The sequence below is a fragment of the Pigmentiphaga sp. CHJ604 genome (assembly GCF_036972535.1).
GTDB lineage: Bacteria > Pseudomonadota > Gammaproteobacteria > Burkholderiales > Burkholderiaceae_B > Pigmentiphaga > Pigmentiphaga daeguensis.
This window is the reverse complement of record NZ_CP136998.1, coordinates 489088-508847: the sequence shown is the minus strand read 5'-3', so window position 1 is coordinate 508847 and position 19760 is coordinate 489088. Positions and strand designations below refer to the sequence as shown.

The window sequence follows — 19760 nt, the reverse complement described above, 5'->3', positions numbered from 1 at the left end:
GTATAGCCTGCGCCCGGCGGCCTTTTCAAGCCCCGGGCGCAAATACCACGTCACTGCAAAGCGATTTCCACATCCACGCCAGCCGGCAGGTCCAGGCGCATCAGCGCGTCCACGGTCTTGTCGGTGGGATCCACGATGTCCATCAGGCGCTGATGGGTGCGGATCTCGAACTGGTCGCGCGACGTCTTGTTGACGTGCGGCGAACGCAGCAGATCGTAGCGGCGGATACGGGTCGGCAGGGGAACCGGACCACGAACCACGGCACCCGTGCGCTTGGCGGTTTCGACGATCTCAGCGGCCGACTGGTCGATGAGCTTGTAATCGAACGCCTTGAGGCGGATGCGAATCTTCTGCTTTTTCATGAAACTGTCCTAAAGAGCGAGGTTGGACCCCCCCTACGCGCTTACGCGCGCCCCCCAGGGGGGGCGACGCTGGCGGACCGGCAGAGCCGGATCCGCGGCGTCCTGGGTGGGGCCGTTTTTTTAAGGGAGACCCTTAAAATCAAGCAATAATTTTGGCGACGACGCCGGCGCCGACGGTACGACCGCCTTCACGGATGGCGAAGCGCAGGCCTTCTTCCATGGCGATCGGCGCCAGCAGCTTGACCGTGATCGACACGTTGTCGCCCGGCAGCACCATCTCCTTGTCCTTGGGCAGCTCGATCGTGCCCGTCACGTCCGTCGTACGGAAGTAGAACTGGGGACGATAGCCGTTGAAGAACGGCGTATGACGGCCGCCCTCTTCCTTCGACAGCACGTACACCTCGGCCGAGAACTCCGTGTGCGGCGTGATCGAACCCGGCTTGGCCAGAACCTGGCCACGCTCGACGTCTTCACGCTTGGTGCCGCGCAGCAGAATACCCACGTTGTCACCGGCCTGGCCCTGGTCCAGCAGCTTGCGGAACATTTCCACGCCCGTGCACGTCGTCTTGACCGTGTCCTTGATACCGACGATCTCGATTTCCTCGCCGACCTTGATCACGCCACGCTCGATACGCCCCGTCACCACCGTGCCACGACCCGAGATCGAGAACACGTCTTCCACCGGCATCAGGAACGCACCGTCGACCGCACGCTCGGGCGTCGGGATGTACGAGTCCAACGCCGCCGCCAGTTGCAGGATCGCCTGCTCGCCCAGCTCGCCCTTGTCGCCTTCCAGCGCCATGCGGGCCGAGCCCTTCACGATCGGCGTATCGTCGCCCGGGAAGTCGTACTTCGACAGCAGTTCCCGGACTTCCATTTCCACCAGCTCCAGCAGCTCGGCGTCGTCAACCAGGTCCGCCTTGTTCAGGAACACGATGATGTACGGCACGCCAACCTGGCGCGACAGCAGGATGTGCTCGCGCGTCTGCGGCATCGGGCCGTCAGCGGCCGACACCACCAGGATCGCGCCGTCCATCTGCGCCGCGCCCGTGATCATGTTCTTCACGTAGTCCGCGTGCCCCGGGCAGTCAACGTGCGCGTAGTGACGGGTCTCCGTCTCGTATTCCACGTGTGCCGTGTTGATCGTGATCCCACGCGCCTTCTCTTCCGGCGCCGCGTCGATCTGGTCGTACGCCTTGGCCTCGCCGCCGAACTGCTTCGACAGCACCGTCGTGATCGCCGCCGTCAGCGTCGTCTTGCCGTGGTCAACGTGACCGATCGTGCCCACGTTCACGTGCGGCTTGGTACGCTCAAACTTGCCTTTTGCCATGTTCTCTCTTCCTGCAGTTTGCCTGGAGATTTAACGATTACTTGCCTGTCGCCAATTACTTGGCGCGGGCGCTGATGATTGCGTCGGCGACGTTCTTCGGCGCTTCCGCGTAGTGCTTGAACTCCATCGTGTACGTCGCGCGACCCTGGGTCGCGGAACGCAGCGCGGTGGAATAACCGAACATCTCGGCCAGGGGAACCTCGGCCTTGATGATCTTGCCGCCGCCGACCATGTCGTCCATGCCCTGGACCATGCCGCGCCGCGAGGACAGGTCGCCCATCACGGTACCGGCGTAGTCTTCCGGCGTCTCGACTTCCACGGCCATCATGGGCTCGAGCAGCACAGGGTTGGCCTTGCGCATGCCTTCCTTGAAGGCCATCGAGGCGGCCATCTTGAACGCGTTTTCGTTCGAGTCCACGTCGTGGTACGAACCGAAGAACAGCGTCACCTTGACGTCCACCACCGGGTAGCCGGCCATCACGCCAGCCTGCAGGGTGTCGATACAACCCTTTTCCACGGCCGGAATGAATTCACGGGGCACCACGCCGCCCTTGATGGCGTCGACGAACTCGAAGCCCTTGCCGGCTTCCTGGGGCTCGACCTTCAGCACCACGTGACCGTACTGGCCGCGGCCGCCCGACTGCTTGACGAACTTGCCTTCGGACTCTTCGCAGGTCTTGCGGATGGTTTCGCGGTAGGCCACCTGGGGCTTGCCCACGTTGGCTTCCACGCCGAATTCGCGCTTCATGCGGTCGACGATGATCTCGAGGTGGAGCTCGCCCATGCCCGAAATGATGGTCTGGCCCGACTCCTCGTCGGTACGCACGCGGAACGACGGATCTTCCTGGGCCAGGCGGTTCAGGGCGATGCCCATCTTCTCCTGGTCGGCCTTGGTCTTGGGTTCGACGGCCTGCGCGATCACGGGCTCGGGGAACTCCATCTTTTCCAGCGTGACGATCGATTCCGGATCGCACAGCGTTTCGCCGGTCGTGACGTCCTTCAGGCCCACGGCCGCGGCGATGTCGCCCGCCAGAACTTCCTTGATTTCCTCACGCTGGTTGGCGTGCATCTGCAGGATACGGCCGACGCGCTCTTTCTTGCCCTTGATCGCGTTGTAGACGGTGTCGCCGGAAGCCAGCACGCCCGAATACACGCGGATGAAGGTCAGCTGGCCGACGAACGGGTCCGTCATCAGCTTGAACGCCAGCGCCGAGAACTTTTCCTTGTCGTCGGCCTTGCGGACCACGGGCTGGTCGTTCTCGTCGGTGCCGTCGACCGGGGGGATGTCGATCGGCGAAGGCAGGTAGTCGATGACCGCGTCCAGCATGGCCTGCACGCCCTTGTTCTTGAAGGCGGTGCCGCACAGCATGGGCTGGATCTCGCCGGCGATGGTGCGCTGGCGGATGGCGGACTTGATCTCGGCTTCCGACAGTTCGCCGGATTCCAGATACTTGTTCATCAGCTCTTCGGACGACTCGGCGGCCGCCTCGACCAGCTTCTCGTGCCATTCGTTGCAGGTGTCGACCAGCTCGGCGGGGATGTCGCCGTATTCGAACTTGGTGCCCTGGCTGGCGTCATCCCACAGGATGGCCTTCATCTTGACCAGGTCGACCACACCCTTGAACGAGTCCTCGGCGCCGATCGGCACTTGCAGCGGGATCGGGTTGGCCTTCAGGCGCAGACGCATCTGCTCGTAGACCTTGAAAAAGTTCGCGCCGGTACGGTCCATCTTGTTGACGAACGCGAGACGGGGCACGCCGTACTTGTTGGCCTGGCGCCAGACGGTTTCCGACTGGGGCTGCACGCCGCCCACGGCGCAATACACCATGCAGGCGCCGTCCAGCACGCGCATGGAGCGCTCGACTTCAATCGTGAAGTCCACGTGCCCCGGGGTGTCGATGATGTTGAAGCGATGCTCGGGATAGTTGCCCGCCATGCCCTTCCAGAAGCAGGTGGTGGCAGCCGAGGTGATCGTGATGCCGCGTTCCTGCTCCTGCTCCATCCAGTCCATCGTGGCGGCGCCGTCGTGCACTTCGCCGAGCTTGTGGTTGACGCCCGTATAGAACAGGATACGTTCGGTGGTGGTGGTCTTCCCTGCGTCGATGTGCGCAGAGATGCCGATGTTGCGGTAGCGCTCGATCGGGGTCTTGCGGGCCATGATCGGATTTCCTTGGTGACTGGACTGGTTGGCCCGCGGCGATCGGCCGCGGGCCATTTGAGAAACGAAGAGTGCTGCTTACCAGCGGAAGTGGCTGAATGCCTTGTTGGCCTCGGCCATCTTGTGCGTGTCGTCGCGCTTCTTGACCGCGCCGCCGCGGCCCTCGGACGCATCCATCAGCTCGCCGGCCAGGCGCAGGTCCATGGACTTCTCGCCACGCTTCTTGGCGGCCTCGCGAACCCAACGCATGGCCAAGGCCAGGCGGCGCACGGGGCGCACTTCAACCGGCACTTGGTAGTTGGCGCCGCCAACCCGGCGGCTCTTGACCTCGACGATGGGCTTGACGTTGCCGATCGCCTGACCGAACACCTCGATGGGGTCCTTGCCGGTCTTGGTCTGGATTTGTTCGAGGGCGCCGTAAACGATCCGCTCTGCGACGGCCTTCTTGCCGGAGAGCATGACGACGTTCATGAATTTGGCGAGTTCAACGCTGCCGAACTTGGGATCGGGCAGGATTTCACGCTTGGGTACTTCGCGACGACGAGGCATTTCTACTTCCTATGTCTTCAGTTGAACCGCGGGGTTTCGCCTGCGGCCGTGGCCTGTCACGTTGGGCTTGCGCCCCGACGGGCCCCTTACTCGTGCCGCTCCTGCAATCCAGGATGCGGCGACGCAACGGGTAAAGCTGCGAGACCTGGGGATCAGGCCTTCTTGGGGCGCTTGGCGCCGTACTTCGAGCGGGCCTGCTTGCGATCCTTCACGCCTTGCAGGTCCAGCGAGCCGCGGACGATGTGGTAGCGCACACCCGGGAGATCCTTCACCCGGCCGCCACGCACCAGAACCACCGAGTGCTCCTGCAGGTTGTGGCCTTCGCCGCCGATGTACGAAATGACTTCGTAACCGTTGGTCAGGCGCACCTTCGCAACCTTACGCAGAGCCGAGTTCGGCTTCTTGGGGGTCGTGGTGTAGACACGGGTGCAGACGCCGCGACGCTGCGGGCTGCATTCAAGAGCGGGCGACTTGCTCTTGGCGTGGCTGGATTCGCGCGGCTTGCGCACGAGTTGGCTGATAGTTGGCATAAGCCCTCTTCCGTAACCTTTTGGGGTCTTTTGGTTAGGTCTGGGGCCTACGTCACAAGGCCCAGACATCTACAACAAGCCATCCGGCAGCGCGGCCCCGAGCAGGAAGCCGCAACCGGGGCGAACCGGAAGAGGAACATGCACGGGCCGCACGATCGTGCGGCATGAAAACCTGCTGGGGGAGGAACGCCGCGACGCGGCTCTTGAGAAAGGCAGTGTTTGCGGGACATCCGGGCAATTTGTACCAGCCGGATATTGCAATTCTGCACATCAAAGAACGCGCGGCCCGGGCGAGCCGACTCCAGAGAGCTTGCCATAATAGCGTGCACGGCGCGAGACTGTCAACGACAGATCCGCTCGGGCGTACCGTGGCGGGCACACCGGCGGGCCGACTAGAATGGCGCGTCGCCACCAGCAGCCGGCCCGCTCCATGCCTCGAACCAAGAAAGACGCCCCCGCTCCGCGCGGCGCCGGCCGGCCGGTCGACAGCCAGTCGGTAGGCCGGGATCGTATCATCGACTGCACCGTGGACCTGCTCGGGCGCCGCACCCCGGAAGAACTCACCATCCTCGAGATCGCCGCCGAAGCGGGCGTGAACCGGGCGCTGGTGCGCTACTACTTCGGCGATCTGCGGGGTTTGCTGCACGAGGTGACCGAATTCCTGATGCGCCAGCTGCAGGACCGCATGGAGCGGGCGCTGCGGCAGCCGGGCTCCCTGCGGGAGCAACTCAAGGCGCGCCTGACGCTGCGTCTCGAGTTCATGCGGCAGCATCCCCATTTCGAGCGGCTGGCGCTGGCCGAGATCTACCATGCGCCCAGGACCGGGAACAAGGCCGGCGCGCCCACCCCCATCCAGCGCGTGACCGCGCGGGGGCTGGAGATCACCGCCATGCTCTTTCCGGAGGGCGTGCCGCCCGCCGTCGATCCGCGCTTCGTGCATCTAATATTGATAGGCGTGCCGGCCTTCGTCTCGACGGCGCAGCCGCTCATCGAGACGTTGTTCGGCACCGGCCCCCAGGCCGAGACGATGATGGACGCCTACGTCGACTTCGTCGCCCGCATGCTGGAGGACCAGATCCGGCCGGACGGCGGCGGACGCCTCCCCTCGCCCACCTAGGGATTCCCCTGTCCGGTCCGGCGTTGACGCGCCCTCCCGGCCGTCTTATCCTGACTTTAATTACCACTTATGGTAATTATTGCCGGGCCGAAGCGATGCATGCCCGGGGAGACAGCCTTGGAATATCTGCGCAATGCCTGGTATGCCGCCGCGGCCGAGGCCGAAATCACCCGGACGCCCCTGCGCCGGATGCTCCTGGACACGCCCGTCGTGCTGTTCCGCAGCCTGGACGGCAACCCCGTCGCCCTGCAGGATCGCTGCGCGCACCGCTTCGCGCCGCTGTCCCGGGGCACCCTGCTCGGCGACGAACTGCAGTGCGGCTACCACGGCCTGCGCTATGACCCCGGCGGCCGTTGCGTGCACAACCCGCACGGCCCCCGGATCCCCGCCCATGCCGACATACGCGCCTATCCTCTCGCATCGCGCTACGGCTTCATCTGGCTGTGGCCGGGCGATCCGGCGCTCGCCGACGCCGCGTTGCTGCCGGACCTTTCCCCGTTCGACCCGCGTCCGGGATATCGGACCCAATGGGGCTACCTGCGCATCGACGCGCATTACCAGCTCGTCATCGACAACCTGCTGGACCTCAGCCACGTCGAGTACCTGCACCCCGCCTTTGCCAGCGGCGGCGCCATCGGCAACACCCGCCACGAAGTCATCGAGGCGGACGGCGTGGTGCACGCGAATCGCTGGAAACCGGGCTGCACCGTGAGCCCGCTGCTGGGCCGGTGCTGGGGCAGGCCCGATGCCATCGGCGACGCGCGGTCGTGCATACGCTGGCACCCTCCCTGCACCCTGTTCCTGGACGTCGGCGCCACCGAGACGGGCGCCGACCCCGGCGACGGAGTGACCTTGTCGTTCCTGCATCTGCCGACACCGGAAAGCGGCACCCGGACACACTACTTCTGGGCGGCGACGCGCAGCCACTCCCCGGACGACGACGAACTGACCGGCTGGATACAGGCGACCACCGAGCGCGCCTTCATGCTGGAAGACGAGCCGATGATCGAAGCGCAGCAGGACAACCTCGGGCCGGGCGCCTACATGGCGTCGCTGCATCCCGTCTACCTTGCTCCCGACCTGGCGCCGGTCAAGGCGCGCCGGATTCTCGCGCGTCTGATCGAAGCCGAACGCGGCGCCCAGCCGGCAGGCATCCGGTAGCGCCGCGCCACCCCTGGTAACCATGTGAAGGAGTACCCGTCATGCTTCGTCCTCGCTCATCGATGCTGCGCGCCGCCGGGGCACTGGCCTGTTGCTGGGCGCTGGCCGGGACCGGCGCCCAGGCAGCGGCCACGCCCGAAGAGATCACGGTGCTGACGCCCGCTCCCCCCACCCTGCCCGGGTTCGCTCCCTGGATATTGGCGCAGGCCCGCGGCTACTACCGGGACCGGGGCCTGAAGGTCAACCTGATGGCGGCCAACGGCGGCGGGGTCCAGGTGGCCAAGCAGGTGGGCGCGGGCATCGCGCTGGCCGGCAGCTCGGTGGGCGACGCGCCGCTGTTTCTGCGGCCCAACGGCATTCCCATCAAGGTGGTGGCCGTGCTGGGCGGCCACTCCCTGATGCAGGTCGTGGTCCACGACGACGACGCCCGCATCAAGACGCCGGCGGACCTGCGCGGCAAGACGGTCACGGTCGGCTCGTATACCGACTCGATCTATTACAGCTTCCTGGGCATGCTCAAGCACTATGGCGTGGACAAGAAGGCCGTGAACATCCAGGCCGCCGGCCCGACCGGCGTCTGGAAACTGTTCGCCACCCGCGAGGCCGACGCCATGGTCGCCACGCCCGACTGGGCCCTGGCGGCGGTCAACGCGGGCGCCAAGGTGCGCGTGTTCTACGGCGACCAGGTATTCCCCGGCCTTCCCCAGGCCATCGTGGCCTCGGACGAAACGATACGCACCCGGCCCGACCTGGTCGAGAAAGTGGTCGGCGCCACCCTGCGCGCCATGCGCGAGATCATGCAGGACCCCGCCGCCGCCGTGGACGACTTCGTCGCCGCCGTACCCGCCTACCAGGACAAGCGCGACTATGTCGCGCAGATCATCGGCGCCTATGCCCGCGACGTCTATCCCGGGCAGGCCGTGCCCGGCAAGATGGACCCCGCCCTGCTGCAGCGGCTGCAGGACTTCTACGTCAAGGAAGGCTTGCTGGCCAGGCGCGCACCGCTGGAAGACTTCTATACCGACCGCTTCGTCGGCAAGGCGCCCTAGCGCCGCATCGTCCGGAGACATCATGCTGATCCGCCCCCTTACGCCGGCCATAGGTTCGGAAGTGCTGGACATAGACCTTGCCGACGCGACCCAGGTCACCCGCCACGCCGACCGGCTGCGCGCCCTGCTGGCCGAGCGCCAGGTCATCTTCTTCCGCGAGCAGCGGCTCTCGCCCGATGCCCAGGTGTTCTTCTCGCAGGTGTTCGGCGACGTCGAACCGGTGTCATCGACCTTTCCGTCGCACCCCGCCAATCCCTACGTGGAAATGCTCGTCACCCGCGGCAAGGAGACCGGCACCGATATCTGGCACGCCGATCTGACCTGGCAGCCTCGCCCGCCGGTGGCCGCCTGCCTGTATGCGGTCGAGGTGCCCGAGGTGGGCGGAGACACCATGTGGGCCAGCATGACGGCCGCGCACGATTCCCTGGACGAAGGACTGCGGCGCTACCTGGCCGGCATGACCGCCGTCCACCATTGGGAAGCTCCCGCCCTGGTGAACAACCTCAAGCGCCAGCCCGACGGCGACGAGAAGTACCACGCCATGCGCCGCCGCTACCCCCCTGTGGACCAGCCCGTCTTCCTGCCCCATCCCGCCACGGGCAAGCGCGTGGTTTTCGTCAACAGCCTGTACACGACGCGAATCAACCAGATGGGGCACGACGACGGCGCGCACATGCTGTCCTTCCTGGCCGGCCTGGCCCGCGTGCCGGAATGGCAGGTGCGGTTCAACTGGCGCAAGGGCTCGGTGGCCGTGTGGGACAACCTGGCCACCCAGCACTATGCGATCAACGACTACTACCCCTCGCCGCGGACCATGCACCGCGTGTCCATCCGCTAGCATCCCGCGGATTCCGGGCCCGATCCAGACGCTGGCTAAGCATAATCTGGATGTGTATAGTCCGGATTATCCATTACGAGGCATAGCCATGAGGATGAGCGAAGGCGTGGAGTGGGGCCTGCATTGCTGCGTGGCCCTGGGCTGGATAGGACAGGACGAAGTGGTCTCCACCGCCAGGCTGGCGGCCAAGTTCGGCCTGCCCGCCGCCTATCTGAACAAGTCGCTGCAAGCGCTCGCGCGGGCCGGCATCCTGGCCTCCTCGGCGGGACCCAAGGGGGGCTTTCGCCTGGCGCGCCCGCCGGCCCGGATCACCCTGCTCGAAGTGGTCGATGCGATCGAGGGCCAGGAGGCGGCCTTCCGTTGCTCCGAGATCCGCCGCAACGGCGAAGGCGCAGCTCCCGCGGCCGAATGCCGCCGGCCCTGCGCGATCGCCTCGGCCATGCGCGATGCCGAGGCCGCCTGGCGCAAGGAACTGTCGCGCCAGACGATCGCCATGATCATGGACAAGGCACCCCGGACGGCGGCGGAACGCACGGTTCGCTGGCACGCGTACGCCTGATGTAACGTCTTGATACACAAGGTCGAGCTGGCTTTGCGCGCCCCGTCACGACTTCTTGGCTAGGATGGACCATCGTAGGGCAAAGACCGCAAGCGTCTTTGGACACGACACACCAACCCTGCCCCTCAGGAGCCCACGATGAGCGACAAGACTTCCCTCCCCGGCCACAGCACCACCGGCGCCGGGGCCCCCGCGCCCAGCGACCGCAACTCGCTGACTGTCGGCAGCGACGGCCCCCTGGTCCTGCACGATGTGCATTTCCTCGAACAGATGGCGCACTTCAACCGGGAAAAAGTCCCCGAGCGCCAGCCCCACGCCAAGGGCTCGGGCGCCTTCGGCGTGTTCGAGACCACCGAGGACGTCTCCCGCTACACCAAGGCGGCCTTGTTCCAGAAAGGCTGCAGGACGGAGATGCTGGCCCGGTTCTCGACGGTGGCCGGCGAGTCCGGCAGCCCCGACACCTGGCGCGACGTGCGCGGTTTCTCGCTGAAGTTCTACACCACCGAGGGCAACTACGACCTGGTCGGCAACAACACGCCCGTGTTCTTCGTGCGCGATCCGATGAAGTTCCCCCACTTCATCCGCAGCCAGAAGCGCCTGCCCGATTCCGGCCTGCGCGACGCCCACATGCAGTGGGACTTCTGGACGAACAATCCGGAAAGCGCGCACCAGGTCACCTACCTGATGGGCGACCGCGGCATCCCGCAGTCCTGGCGCCACATGAACGGCTTCGGGTCGCACACCTACATGTGGGTCAACGCGGCGGGCGAGAAATTCTGGGTGAAGTACCACTTCCACAACCAGCAGGGCGAGAAGAACCTGACCAACGAGGAAGCCGCCCGCATCGCCGGCATGGACGCCGACTACCACCGGCGCGACCTGTTCGAGGCGATCGCGCGCGGGGACCATCCCAAGTGGGTGATGTCGGTGCAGGTCATGCCGTACGCCCAGGCCAAGACCTACCGCTTCAATCCCTTCGACCTGACCAAGGTGTGGCCGCACAAGGACTACCCGCTGATCAAGGTCGGCGTGATGACCCTGAACCGCAACCCGGCCAATTTCTTCGCCGAGATCGAACAGGCCGCCTTCTCGCCCGGCAACACCGTGCCGGGCATCGGCCTGTCGCCCGACAAGATGCTGCTGGGCCGCGCCTTCGCCTACAACGACGCGCATCGCGCCCGCATCGGCACGAACTTCCACCAGTTGCCCGTGAACCGTCCGAAGGTGCCGGTCAACACCTACATGTTCGACGGCAACATGACCTATGAACATGCGGGCAATGCCGCCACCTACGCGCCCAACAGCCAGGGGCGCGCCTGGGCCGACGGCGGCGCGGCGCCGGAGGAAAGCTGGGAGGTCGACACCAGCCTGGTGCGCGAGGCCTACAAGCTGCACAAGGACGACGACGACTTCGGCCAGGCCGGCACGCTGGTGCGCGACGTATTCGATGATGCCCAGCGCCAGCGACTGGTCGATACCGTGGTGGGCACGCTGAAGTCCGGCGTGCGCGCGCCGGTGCTCGAGCGGGTGTTCGACTACTGGAAGAAGGTCGACGCCGACATCGGCCGCCGCATCGAGGCCCAGTACAAGGCCTAGGTACCCGGGCCGGGCCCCGCCTCCCGGCCTGGTCCCGTCCGGCGGCGCTTTTCGCGCGCCGCCGGCCCCTCCCCCCTTTCCCGCCATCTGGCCCGGAACTTGCAAGCAGACAGGCCGATGACCGGCCGGCGCACTCATCCGGGGCACGCATTCCTCGCCATTAGGTGATTCCCCCAATGAGCGGCCGGCCAAATACTCAGTACAGTGAGCATATTGTTCAGCCTACTGAGTATTTTGGTGCATCACGGCACACATCCAGTGCGCCCTACTGATCCGATCAACCGACCCCTGCGAGTTCCCCATGCTGACCAAGATGCCCTTCCACCTGCTGTGCTCCCTGGCCCTCGCCGCCCTCCTGCCCGTGGCGAAGGCAGAGGTCAAGGCAGCTCCCACCTTCCCCGTCAAGACGGTCGAGATCACCGTGCCCTACGCCGTGGGCGGCGGGGTCGACATGCTGGCCCGGCTCATCGGCGACCAGCTCGGCAAGCTGGGCCAGCCCGTCATCGTCGACAACAAGGCCGGCGCCGGCAGCACCGTGGGTACCCGCATCGTCGCGGGCAAGCCCAAGGACGGCCACTCCCTGCTGATGATGAACGACGCCTATTCCCTGGCGCCCGCCATCTACAAGAACCTGGGCTACGACCCCAAGAAGGATCTGGCGGCGGTGATCAATGTCGCCTACGCTCCCATGCTGGTGGTCGTGCCGGCGTCTTCCCGCTTCAAGACCCTGGCCGACGTGGTGGCGGCGGGCCGCCAGCCGGGTTCCAAGCTGTCGTACGGCTCCTGCGGCGCCGGCACCGACCCGCACCTGGCGGGCGAGATGATGAACATCGAATTCAAGATGAGCAACGTGCACGTTCCGTACAAAGGCTGTGGCCCCGCCCTGGTCGACGTCCTGGGCGGCCAGGTGGACCTGGCGGTGGTCACCATCTCCGGCGCGCTGACCTACATTTCCTCGGGCAAGCTGCGCGCGCTGGCCATCACCTCCAGCGAACGCTCGAAAGCGGTGCCCGACGTGCCCACCGTGGCCGAGAGCGGCGCGCCCGGCTTCAACCTCAGCCAGTGGCAGGGCCTGGCGGTGCCTGGCGGCACGCCGGACAACATCAAGATGGACATCTACAAGACGGTGTCGGCCATCATGAAGACCGACGCCATGCGCAAGCGGCTGGAGGACCTGGGCTACACCACCGCGGACGAAGGCCCCGCCGCGTTCCAGAAGATCGTCAACGACGACATCGACCGTTTCGCCGCGCTGGCCAGGAAGATCGGCCTGAGCGCGGATTGAGGCTTCCCGCATCCACGACAAGGAAAACCGATGAACAAACTGAACATCAGCCTCTCCGTAGGCAACTACGACCGCACCCAGGCCCTGTTCGACGGCCGCGTGGCCATCGAGGGCTGCAACGTGCGCGCCGTGCCGCTGGAGCCGGAAGAGGCCTTCCATCGCGCCTTCCGCTACGAGGAATTCGACGTGACGGAAATCTCGATGAGCAGCCACATGATGACCACGGCCCGCGGCGACAACAAGTACGTCGCGGTACCCGCCTTCCTGTCGCGGGTCTTCCGGCAGTCGGGCATCTACGTGCGCACTGACCGCGGCATCCAGCGTCCGCAGGACCTCAAGGGCAAGACCATAGGCGTGCCCGAGTACCAGATCACCGCGAACGTCTGGATCCGCGGCATCCTCGAGGACGAGTACGGCGTCAAGCCGGCCGACATCAAGTGGCGGCGCGGCGGCGTCGAGGAACCGGGCCGGGGCGAACGCGCGCCCATCGAACTGGATCCGTCCATCGACCTGAAGCAGATTCCCGACGACAAGACGCTGTCGGGCATGCTGGAGTCCGGCGAGATCGACGGCTACATCGGCGCCCGCGCGCCGTCCTGCTTCCTGCGCGGCGCGCCCAACGTGGGCCGCCTGTTCGGCGACTACATCGAGGCCGAGAAGGACTACTTCCGCCGCACCCGTATCTTCCCCATCATGCACATGGTCGGCATACGCAAGTCGCTGGTGGAAGAGAACCCCTGGCTGCCCGTCAGCGTCTACAAGGCCTTCCTGAAGGCCAAGGCCCTGGCCGTCAAGGAGCTGGACGAGATCTGCCACCTGGCCGTCACCCTGCCCTGGATGGTCCACCACCACAACGAGGCCAAGGCGCTGATGGGCGAGGACTACTGGCCTTACGGCCTGCCCGCCAACCACCACGTCATCGAGACCTTCGCTCGCTATCACCACGAGCAGGGCCTGTCGCGCCGGCGGGTCGCGCCCGAGGAGCTGTTCGCCGCCTCGTCCCTCGACCTGTCCAAGATCTGAAGGCGCCATGAAAGCTCCCGCTGTCGACTACGTGGCGCCGCGCAGCCTTGACGAAGCGCTGCAATGCCTGGCCGGCGTTGACAACGCGCGGGTGCTGGCGGGCGGCCAGTCGCTGATGGCCATGCTGAACATGCGGTTCGCGTTCCCGGACTGCCTGGTGGATATCAACCGCATCCCGGAACTGGCCTACCTGCGGGACGAGGGCGACACGATCCGGATCGGCGCCATGACACGACAGCGGGACGTCGAGTTCTCGGACCTGGTCCGCGACCGGCTGCCCATCCTGCGCGAGGCGATCCTGAACGTCGGCCACCGGCAGACGCGCAATCGCGGCACCGTCGGCGGCAGCTTGTGCCAGCTCGACCCCTCGGCCGAGATCCCCACCATCGCCATGGCCCTGGACGCGCAATTGCACGTGGCCAGCGCCGCCGGCACGCGCAGCCTGGCGATGGCGGACTTTCCCGCCGGCTACATGACGCCGGCGCTGGAGGCCGACGAGATGCTGGTGGGCGTGTCGATGCAGCCCTGGGAGCCGGGACACGGCTGGAGCTTCCTGGAGTTCTCGCGGCGGCACGGCGACTTCGCCATCGCATCGGCCGCCGTGCTGCTGCGCTTCGGTCCGGACGCGCGGGTGGACCGCTGCTCCATCACCCTGGGCGGCGTATCGACGGCGCCCGTGCGCATGGGGCAGGCCGAACAGGCGCTGCTGGGCACCAAGGCCGAGGCGGCCGACATCGAACGCGCCGCCGCGCTGTGCGGCGCGGTGGATGCCAGTTCCGACGCCTACGTGCCCGGCTGGTACCGCCAGCGGCTGGCGCGCGTCCTGTCCAGCCGCGCGATCACCCGCGCGCTCGAGCGCGCAACGAGATGAGATTCCCCATGGCAACGACGCAAGATCCCCGCCCCGTGCACCTGTCCGTCAACGGCAAGCCCTGCCAGGGCATGGCCGCGCCGCGCCTGCACCTGGCCGATTTCCTGCGCGGCGAACTGAAGCTGACCGGCACTCACGTCGGCTGCGAGCACGGCGTTTGCGGCGCCTGTACGGTGCTGGTGGACGGTGTCTCGGCGCGCAGTTGCCTGATGCTCGCGGTCCAGGGCGAGGGCTGCGCCATCACCACCGTCGAAGGCCTGGCTGCCGACGAGCACGAGCTCCATCCGCTGCAGCAGGCCTTCCATGAACTGCACGCGCTGCAATGCGGCTTCTGCACGCCCGGCATCCTGATGTCGCTGTCCGAGCTGCTGGCTGCGAACCCCGATCCGGACGAGGACACCGTACGCGACGTGCTGTCGGGCCACCTGTGCCGTTGCACGGGCTACCAGAACATCGTGGCCGCGGCGCTGCGCGCCGCCCGGCTCCTGCGCGAACGAGACGGCCATGCACGCTGAGCGCCAACTGACCGCCATCCCCGGCATGGGCGCGAGCCCGGGCCGCATCGAGGACGAGACGCTGCTGCGGGGCAAGGCCTGCTTCCTGGACGACGTGCCCGTCCCCGATGCGCTGCATGCCTGCTTCGTGCGCAGTCCGCATGCCCACGCGCGGCTGCGCGGCATCGACGCGGGCCAGGCGCGCGCCCTGCCCGGCGTCGTCGCGGTCTATACCCGCCAGGACCTGTTCGGGCACATCACCTCGTGGCGCATGCCGCTGGGCTTTCCGCTGGCGGCCCTGCCCGAGGACACCACTCCCTTCGCGCTGGCCGGCGACGAGGTCGCCTTCGTGGGCGAGGCCTATGCGGTGGTGGTGGCCCGGACGCGGCACGAGGCCGAGGACGCCGCGGCCGCCGTGCAGGCGGAGTTCGAGGTCCTGCCCGCCGTCGCGGACTGCCGCCAGGCCGTGCGCGGCGATGCTCCCCGGGTGCGTACCGAGCTGGCCAGCAACGTGCTGCAGGACTACACCCTGGCCTACGGCGACTGCGACGCCGCCTTCGCCCGCGCCGACATCGTGCTGGACGACGAATTCCAGGTCCATCGGGGCTGCGGCCATCCCATGGAGGGCCGCGGCGTGGTGGCCGCGCTCGATCCCGCCACCGGCATGCTGACCGTCTGGTCCTCGACCCAGATGGCGCACGAACTGCACTACACCATCGCCCACATGCTGGACCAGCCCGAGGACCAGCTGCGGGTGATCACCCCCGACGTGGGCGGCGGCTTCGGCGCCAAGTTCATGATCTACCCCGAGGAAATCGTGGTGCCCGCCGTCGCCCGCGCGCTGGGCCGACCGGTCAAGTGGGTGGAGGATCGCCGCGAGAACTTCCTGACCACCATCCAGGAACGCGACCAGTTCTGGCGCATCTCGGTGGCCGCCGACCGCGATGGACGCGTGCTGGGCGTGCGCGGCGGCTTCGTCCACGACCACGGCGCCTACACGCCCCAGGGCACCAACGTCCCGTACAACGCCGCCTCGTCCATGACCGGGCCCTACGTCGTGCCCGCCTTCTCGCTGCACGTACAGGTGGCCTACACCAACAAGGTACCGGTCGCCACCATACGCGGCGCCGGCTATCCGCAGGCGGCCTTCGTCATGGAACGCATGATGGACCGCCTGGCATCCGCCGCGGGAATCGACCGGCTCGAATGCCGCCGGCGCAATCTCATCCCCCCGGAAAAAATTCCCTACACCAAGCCGCTCAAGTCGCGCGCCGGCGTGCCGCTGGTCATCGACAGCGGCGACTTCCCGGCCCTGCAAGCCACGGCCGCCCGGGCCATCGACTACGAGGGCTTCGCGCGGCGGCAGGAGGAATCGGCCCGCGCCGGCCTGCTGCGCGGCATCGCGATCGCCAACAGCGTCAAGCCCACCGGGCGCGGCCCCTACGAGAGCGCGCGCGTCCGCGTCCATCCGTCCGGCCGCATCGTCGTCCACACCGGCGCCCTCGCCATGGGCCAGGGCATCAAGACCACGCTGGCGCAATTGTGCGCCGCGCACCTGGGCGTGGAGCCGCAGGCGGTGGAGGTCTCGGCGGGCGATACGGGCCTCTCCGGCTACGGCATGGGCGGCTTCGCCAGCCGCCAGGCCATGATGGCCGGCTCGGCCGTCTCCGAGGCCGCGGCCAAGGTCAGGGACAAGGCGCTGGCCACGGCCGCCGCCGTGCTGGGCGTGAGCGCGGATGAACTGATGCTGAGCCAGGGCGAGGTCCATACGCCGGACTTCGCCAGGCGCGTCCCGCTGGCCCGGCTGGCCATGCTGCTCAAGGGCGTGCCCGGTTATGCGCTGCCGGTCCCCGGCGATCCGGGCCTGGATGCGACCGTGCATTTCCACTGCGATGCGCAGGCCTACGCCGGCTCTTCCCACGCCTGCGAGGTCGAAGTCGATCCGTTGACGGGCGCCATCCACGTGCGGCGCTACGTGGCCGTGCAGGACAGCGGCAATCTGATCAATCCGCAGATCGCGCACGGCCAGGTGCATGGCGGCGTGGTGCACGGCATCGGCAACGCGCTGTTCGAATGGATGGGCTACGACGACAACGCCCAGCCCCTGACCACGACTTTCGCGGAATACCTGTTGCCCACCGCGCCGGAGGTGCCTCCCATCGAGGTCATCTTCCAGCCCTCGCCCACGCGCTTGAACCCGCTGGGAGTCAAGGGCATAGGCGAATGCGCGACGCTGGCGGTTGCCGCCGCCGTGATAGGCGCCGTCGAGCACGCGCTGGACGGCCACGGCTTGCGCATCACCGAATTCCCGCTGACCCCGGTGCGCCTGGCCGAGCTGCTCGATCCGCCGGCCCGGGACACGACGGCACCCAGCGCCAACCCCTGACTCCGATCGCAGACGCCATGGAATTCACCAATCACTTTCACGTCCCGCTGCCGCTGGAAGAAACCTGGAAACTGATGCTGGACGTTCCCCGCATCCTGCCGTGCCTGCCCGGGGCCCGGCTCAAGGAAGCGCTGGGCGACGACAAGTACCTGGGCTCGGTATCGGTCAAGCTGGGCCCCATCAAGCTGGCCTTCGACGGCCAGGCCGAGCTGGTGCGCAAGGACGACGAGCGGCACATCGCCTGGCTGCGCGGTTCCGGCCTCGACCCCAAGGGCCGCGGCTCGGCCCAGTCGGAATTCAGCTTCGCGCTGGTGCCGGCCGCGGGTGGCGGCACCGACGTCACCGTCACCACCCAGCTGCAACTGTCCGGCGCGGTAGCGCAGTACGGACGCGGCAGCGGCATGATCGCCGAAGTGGCGGGCCACATCCTCAAGCAGTTCGAGCACAACCTGGCTGCATCGCTGCAGGACGACGCCAATGCGGCCGAACCGGCGGCACCCATGCCCGGCGCTCCCGCCCAGCCCGCCGCCACGGTGCCGGGCGAAGCGGCCGCGCCCCGGCTGGCCGCGGTTCCGGGCAGCGCGCCCGCTTCGCCCGAAGCCCAGGCCCTGCTGCTGCAGGCGCAGGCCGTGCTGGCCCAGGCGCAGGCCGTGCTGGCGGCCACGCAGCAGGCCCTGAACCAGAACCGGCGCGGCGCGGGCCGAACCGCGCCTCCGCCCCAGGAGCTGAACATGCTCAGCATAGGCATGAAGGCCTTCTGGTCCCAGTTCAAGCAAGGCGTGGGAGGGCTGTTCGGCCGCCGCTAGCCACGGGCCCCGTGCGCGGGGCCGCACGATGAAATTCAGCATACTGACCAATGGAAACATCATGAACTGGACACGAATCGCCGCGGTGGACGAGGTCGAAGACGACGCCGGCATGCCGTTCAAGCTGGACGGCCGCGAACTCGCCCTGTTCCGCAGCGGCGGCGAATTCTTCGCCGCCGACAACGTCTGCACCCATCAATATGCGCTGCTGACCGACGGCTATGTCGAGGACGGCTGCGTGGAATGCCCGCTGCACCAGGCGCAGTTCGACCTGCGCACCGGCAAGCCGCGCTGTGCGCCGGCCACGCAGCCGATCCGCATCTATCCCGTCAAGGTCGAGGACGAGGCCGTCTATGTCGCCGTCGAATGACGCCTCCGCGCCCCTGGTCATCGTCGGCGCGGGCCAGGCCGGCGCCATGGCGGCGCGTGCCCTGCGCGAGCTCGGCCATGCCGGGAAGGTGGTCCTGATCGGCGACGAGCCCCATGCGCCCTACGAGCGCCCGCCCCTTTCCAAGGCCGTGCTGGCCGACGAACAGCCGCCGGACATCAACCTGTTGCCCGAGCCCTTCCTGGCCCAGTCCGGCATCGTGCTGCAACCGGGCCGGCGTGTCGTCCGCCTCGATGCCGCGCGGCGCGAACTGCACCTGGACGACGGCGCGGTCCAGGCTTATCGCGCCTGCCTGCTTGCCACCGGCGGCGACGTCCGCGTCTTGCCGGCCCTGCCTCCCGGTACGCCGGGCGTCCACTACCTGCGCACGCTGGACGACGCGCAGCGCCTGCGCGCGGCCCTGCGCACCGCGCGCAGCCTGCTGGTGACAGGCGGCGGCTTCCTGGGACTGGAGATCGCCTCCACCGCCCGTGCGCTGGGCCTGGACGTCACTGTGATGGAACTGGGGCCGGCGCTGCTGGGCCGGGCGATGCCGCCCGAGGTCTCCCGCTGGCTGGCCGCGCGCGCCCGGGCCCACGGCGTACGCCTGCATCTGGGCGCGCAGCCGTCGGGCCTCGTGCCCGTCGCCGGCGGGATCGCCGCCACGCTGGCGGACGCGGGCGTGTTGCGGGCGGACCTGGCGGTGGTCGCCGTGGGCCAGGTACCCAACGTGGCGCTGGCGCGCGAAGCCGGATTGCTGATCGATGCCGGCAACGGCGGCATCCGGGTCGACGAGCGCTGCCGCACCAGCGCCGAAGGGGTCTACGCCGCGGGCGATTGCGCCAGCGGCCGGGATGCCGCCACCGGCACGCACCGCCGCCTGGAATCCTGGCAGAACGCCAACGAACAGGCGCGCATCGCCGCCGCGGCGATGCTGGGCCAGGACGCCGAGCCGCCCCCGCCTCCCTGGTTCTGGACCGATCAGTTCGGCTGCAACATCCAGATGCTGGGCCACGGCGCGCCCGGCCTGGCCTATCGCCTGCGCGGCCAGCTCCCGGAAGGCCGGGACCCGGGCAAGGCCATGCTTTTCGGCATCGAGGGCAAGCGCCTGGTCCATGTCATCGCCATCAACGCCGGCGGCGACCTGCGCGCCTTCCGAAGCGTGCTGGGACGCCCCCTGGCCTGCGCGCCGGAAGCGCTGACCGATCCCGGCATCCCCGCCAAACAGCTCGCGCGCCTGGCCCTGGGCCCGGCGTCCGCCTAGGGACCAACGAAAGGA

At 67.6% G+C, this 19760-nt stretch carries 19 protein-coding genes; 14 read left to right on the top strand and 5 right to left on the bottom strand.

Annotation, left to right across the window (positions count from 1 at the left end; genetic code table 11):
* Nucleotides 1-50 precede the first annotated feature (50 nt).
* From rpsJ to rpsL, 5 genes are all read right to left on the bottom strand, one after another.
* Nucleotides 51-362 (bottom strand): 30S ribosomal protein S10, encoded by a 312-nt coding sequence (gene rpsJ, locus R4823_RS02565; RefSeq protein ID WP_087779994.1) that lies wholly within the window; start codon nucleotides 360-362, stop codon nucleotides 51-53.
* Between the two features lie 139 nt (nucleotides 363-501).
* Entirely contained in the window at nucleotides 502-1692 is a 1191-nt protein-coding gene (tuf, locus tag R4823_RS02560; RefSeq protein WP_087838324.1) for an elongation factor Tu, read from the bottom strand.
* Between the two features lie 55 nt (nucleotides 1693-1747).
* Nucleotides 1748-3850, bottom strand: coding sequence for an elongation factor G (fusA, locus tag R4823_RS02555; RefSeq protein WP_132980721.1), 2103 nt, complete (start codon nucleotides 3848-3850; stop codon nucleotides 1748-1750).
* 78 nt (nucleotides 3851-3928) lie between these two features.
* Nucleotides 3929-4399 carry a 30S ribosomal protein S7 gene (rpsG, locus tag R4823_RS02550; protein ID WP_087838326.1) on the bottom strand — a complete coding sequence of 157 codons (471 nt, stop codon included), beginning with the start codon at nucleotides 4397-4399 and terminating at the stop codon, nucleotides 3929-3931.
* Between the two features lie 152 nt (nucleotides 4400-4551).
* On the bottom strand, nucleotides 4552-4929 hold the full coding sequence (gene rpsL, locus R4823_RS02545) for a 30S ribosomal protein S12 (RefSeq protein WP_087838327.1): 378 nt from the start codon (nucleotides 4927-4929) through the stop codon (nucleotides 4552-4554).
* Between the two features lie 430 nt (nucleotides 4930-5359).
* On the opposite strand from rpsL, the gene R4823_RS02540 reads away from it, so the two are divergent.
* From R4823_RS02540 to R4823_RS02475, 14 genes are all read left to right on the top strand, one after another.
* Nucleotides 5360-6046: a TetR/AcrR family transcriptional regulator gene (locus R4823_RS02540; RefSeq protein ID WP_338617283.1), complete on the top strand. Its 687-nt coding sequence runs from the start codon at nucleotides 5360-5362 to the stop codon at nucleotides 6044-6046.
* Nucleotides 6047-6163: 117 nt separating this feature from the next.
* On the top strand, nucleotides 6164-7207 hold the full coding sequence (locus tag R4823_RS02535) for an aromatic ring-hydroxylating dioxygenase subunit alpha (RefSeq protein ID WP_338617281.1): 1044 nt from the start codon (nucleotides 6164-6166) through the stop codon (nucleotides 7205-7207).
* A gap of 41 nt (nucleotides 7208-7248) precedes the next feature.
* On the top strand, nucleotides 7249-8256 hold the full coding sequence (locus tag R4823_RS02530; RefSeq protein WP_087838329.1) for an ABC transporter substrate-binding protein: 1008 nt from the start codon (nucleotides 7249-7251) through the stop codon (nucleotides 8254-8256).
* Between the two features lie 22 nt (nucleotides 8257-8278).
* A complete protein-coding gene (locus R4823_RS02525; RefSeq protein WP_132980724.1) occupies nucleotides 8279-9094 on the top strand; it encodes a TauD/TfdA family dioxygenase in 816 nt (271 codons plus the stop codon).
* A gap of 88 nt (nucleotides 9095-9182) precedes the next feature.
* Nucleotides 9183-9653 (top strand): Rrf2 family transcriptional regulator, encoded by a 471-nt coding sequence (locus tag R4823_RS02520; protein WP_087838337.1) that lies wholly within the window; start codon nucleotides 9183-9185, stop codon nucleotides 9651-9653.
* 138 nt (nucleotides 9654-9791) lie between these two features.
* Complete coding sequence (locus tag R4823_RS02515; protein ID WP_338617278.1) at nucleotides 9792-11249, top strand: catalase; 1458 nt, start codon at nucleotides 9792-9794, stop codon at nucleotides 11247-11249.
* A 301-nt stretch (nucleotides 11250-11550) separates the two neighbouring features.
* Nucleotides 11551-12534, top strand: a complete 984-nt coding sequence (locus tag R4823_RS02510; RefSeq protein WP_087838339.1) for a tripartite tricarboxylate transporter substrate binding protein — start codon at nucleotides 11551-11553, stop codon at nucleotides 12532-12534.
* Between the two features lie 30 nt (nucleotides 12535-12564).
* Nucleotides 12565-13557 (top strand): ABC transporter substrate-binding protein, encoded by a 993-nt coding sequence (locus R4823_RS02505; RefSeq protein ID WP_087838340.1) that lies wholly within the window; start codon nucleotides 12565-12567, stop codon nucleotides 13555-13557.
* A 7-nt stretch (nucleotides 13558-13564) separates the two neighbouring features.
* The gene (locus tag R4823_RS02500; protein WP_087838341.1) at nucleotides 13565-14428 is read left to right on the top strand and encodes a xanthine dehydrogenase family protein subunit M; all 864 of its coding nucleotides are present in this window, start codon (nucleotides 13565-13567) and stop codon (nucleotides 14426-14428) included.
* Between the two features lie 8 nt (nucleotides 14429-14436).
* The gene (locus tag R4823_RS02495) at nucleotides 14437-14943 is read left to right on the top strand and encodes a (2Fe-2S)-binding protein (protein WP_087838342.1); all 507 of its coding nucleotides are present in this window, start codon (nucleotides 14437-14439) and stop codon (nucleotides 14941-14943) included.
* Complete coding sequence (locus R4823_RS02490) at nucleotides 14933-17308, top strand: xanthine dehydrogenase family protein molybdopterin-binding subunit (RefSeq protein ID WP_338617274.1); 2376 nt, start codon at nucleotides 14933-14935, stop codon at nucleotides 17306-17308. Before R4823_RS02495 ends, R4823_RS02490 begins: the two co-directional genes overlap by 11 nt.
* 17 nt (nucleotides 17309-17325) lie before the next feature.
* Nucleotides 17326-18114: an SRPBCC family protein gene (locus R4823_RS02485; protein WP_279814532.1), complete on the top strand. Its 789-nt coding sequence runs from the start codon at nucleotides 17326-17328 to the stop codon at nucleotides 18112-18114.
* Nucleotides 18115-18175: 61 nt separating this feature from the next.
* Nucleotides 18176-18484 carry a non-heme iron oxygenase ferredoxin subunit gene (locus R4823_RS02480; RefSeq protein WP_279814530.1) on the top strand — a complete coding sequence of 103 codons (309 nt, stop codon included), beginning with the start codon at nucleotides 18176-18178 and terminating at the stop codon, nucleotides 18482-18484.
* Nucleotides 18468-19745 (top strand): FAD-dependent oxidoreductase, encoded by a 1278-nt coding sequence (locus tag R4823_RS02475; RefSeq protein ID WP_338617272.1) that lies wholly within the window; start codon nucleotides 18468-18470, stop codon nucleotides 19743-19745. The genes R4823_RS02480 and R4823_RS02475 overlap by 17 nt, the downstream gene beginning before the upstream one ends.
* Nucleotides 19746-19760 lie beyond the last annotated feature (15 nt).

Coding starts and splice junctions, on each gene's coding strand:
- rpsJ (WP_087779994.1), bottom strand. CDS start 362: ATGAAAAAGCAGAAGATTCGCATCCGCCTCAAGGCGTTCGATTACAAG.
- tuf (WP_087838324.1), bottom strand. CDS start 1,692: ATGGCAAAAGGCAAGTTTGAGCGTACCAAGCCGCACGTGAACGTGGGC.
- fusA (WP_132980721.1), bottom strand. CDS start 3,850: ATGGCCCGCAAGACCCCGATCGAGCGCTACCGCAACATCGGCATCTCT.
- rpsG (WP_087838326.1), bottom strand. CDS start 4,399: ATGCCTCGTCGTCGCGAAGTACCCAAGCGTGAAATCCTGCCCGATCCC.
- rpsL (WP_087838327.1), bottom strand. CDS start 4,929: ATGCCAACTATCAGCCAACTCGTGCGCAAGCCGCGCGAATCCAGCCAC.
- R4823_RS02540 (WP_338617283.1), top strand. CDS start 5,360: ATGCCTCGAACCAAGAAAGACGCCCCCGCTCCGCGCGGCGCCGGCCGG.
- R4823_RS02530 (WP_087838329.1), top strand. CDS start 7,249: ATGCTTCGTCCTCGCTCATCGATGCTGCGCGCCGCCGGGGCACTGGCC.
- R4823_RS02525 (WP_132980724.1), top strand. CDS start 8,279: ATGCTGATCCGCCCCCTTACGCCGGCCATAGGTTCGGAAGTGCTGGAC.
- R4823_RS02520 (WP_087838337.1), top strand. CDS start 9,183: ATGAGGATGAGCGAAGGCGTGGAGTGGGGCCTGCATTGCTGCGTGGCC.
- R4823_RS02515 (WP_338617278.1), top strand. CDS start 9,792: ATGAGCGACAAGACTTCCCTCCCCGGCCACAGCACCACCGGCGCCGGG.
- R4823_RS02510 (WP_087838339.1), top strand. CDS start 11,551: ATGCTGACCAAGATGCCCTTCCACCTGCTGTGCTCCCTGGCCCTCGCC.
- R4823_RS02505 (WP_087838340.1), top strand. CDS start 12,565: ATGAACAAACTGAACATCAGCCTCTCCGTAGGCAACTACGACCGCACC.
- R4823_RS02500 (WP_087838341.1), top strand. CDS start 13,565: ATGAAAGCTCCCGCTGTCGACTACGTGGCGCCGCGCAGCCTTGACGAA.
- R4823_RS02495 (WP_087838342.1), top strand. CDS start 14,437: ATGGCAACGACGCAAGATCCCCGCCCCGTGCACCTGTCCGTCAACGGC.
- R4823_RS02490 (WP_338617274.1), top strand. CDS start 14,933: ATGCACGCTGAGCGCCAACTGACCGCCATCCCCGGCATGGGCGCGAGC.
- R4823_RS02485 (WP_279814532.1), top strand. CDS start 17,326: ATGGAATTCACCAATCACTTTCACGTCCCGCTGCCGCTGGAAGAAACC.
- R4823_RS02480 (WP_279814530.1), top strand. CDS start 18,176: ATGAACTGGACACGAATCGCCGCGGTGGACGAGGTCGAAGACGACGCC.
- R4823_RS02475 (WP_338617272.1), top strand. CDS start 18,468: ATGTCGCCGTCGAATGACGCCTCCGCGCCCCTGGTCATCGTCGGCGCG.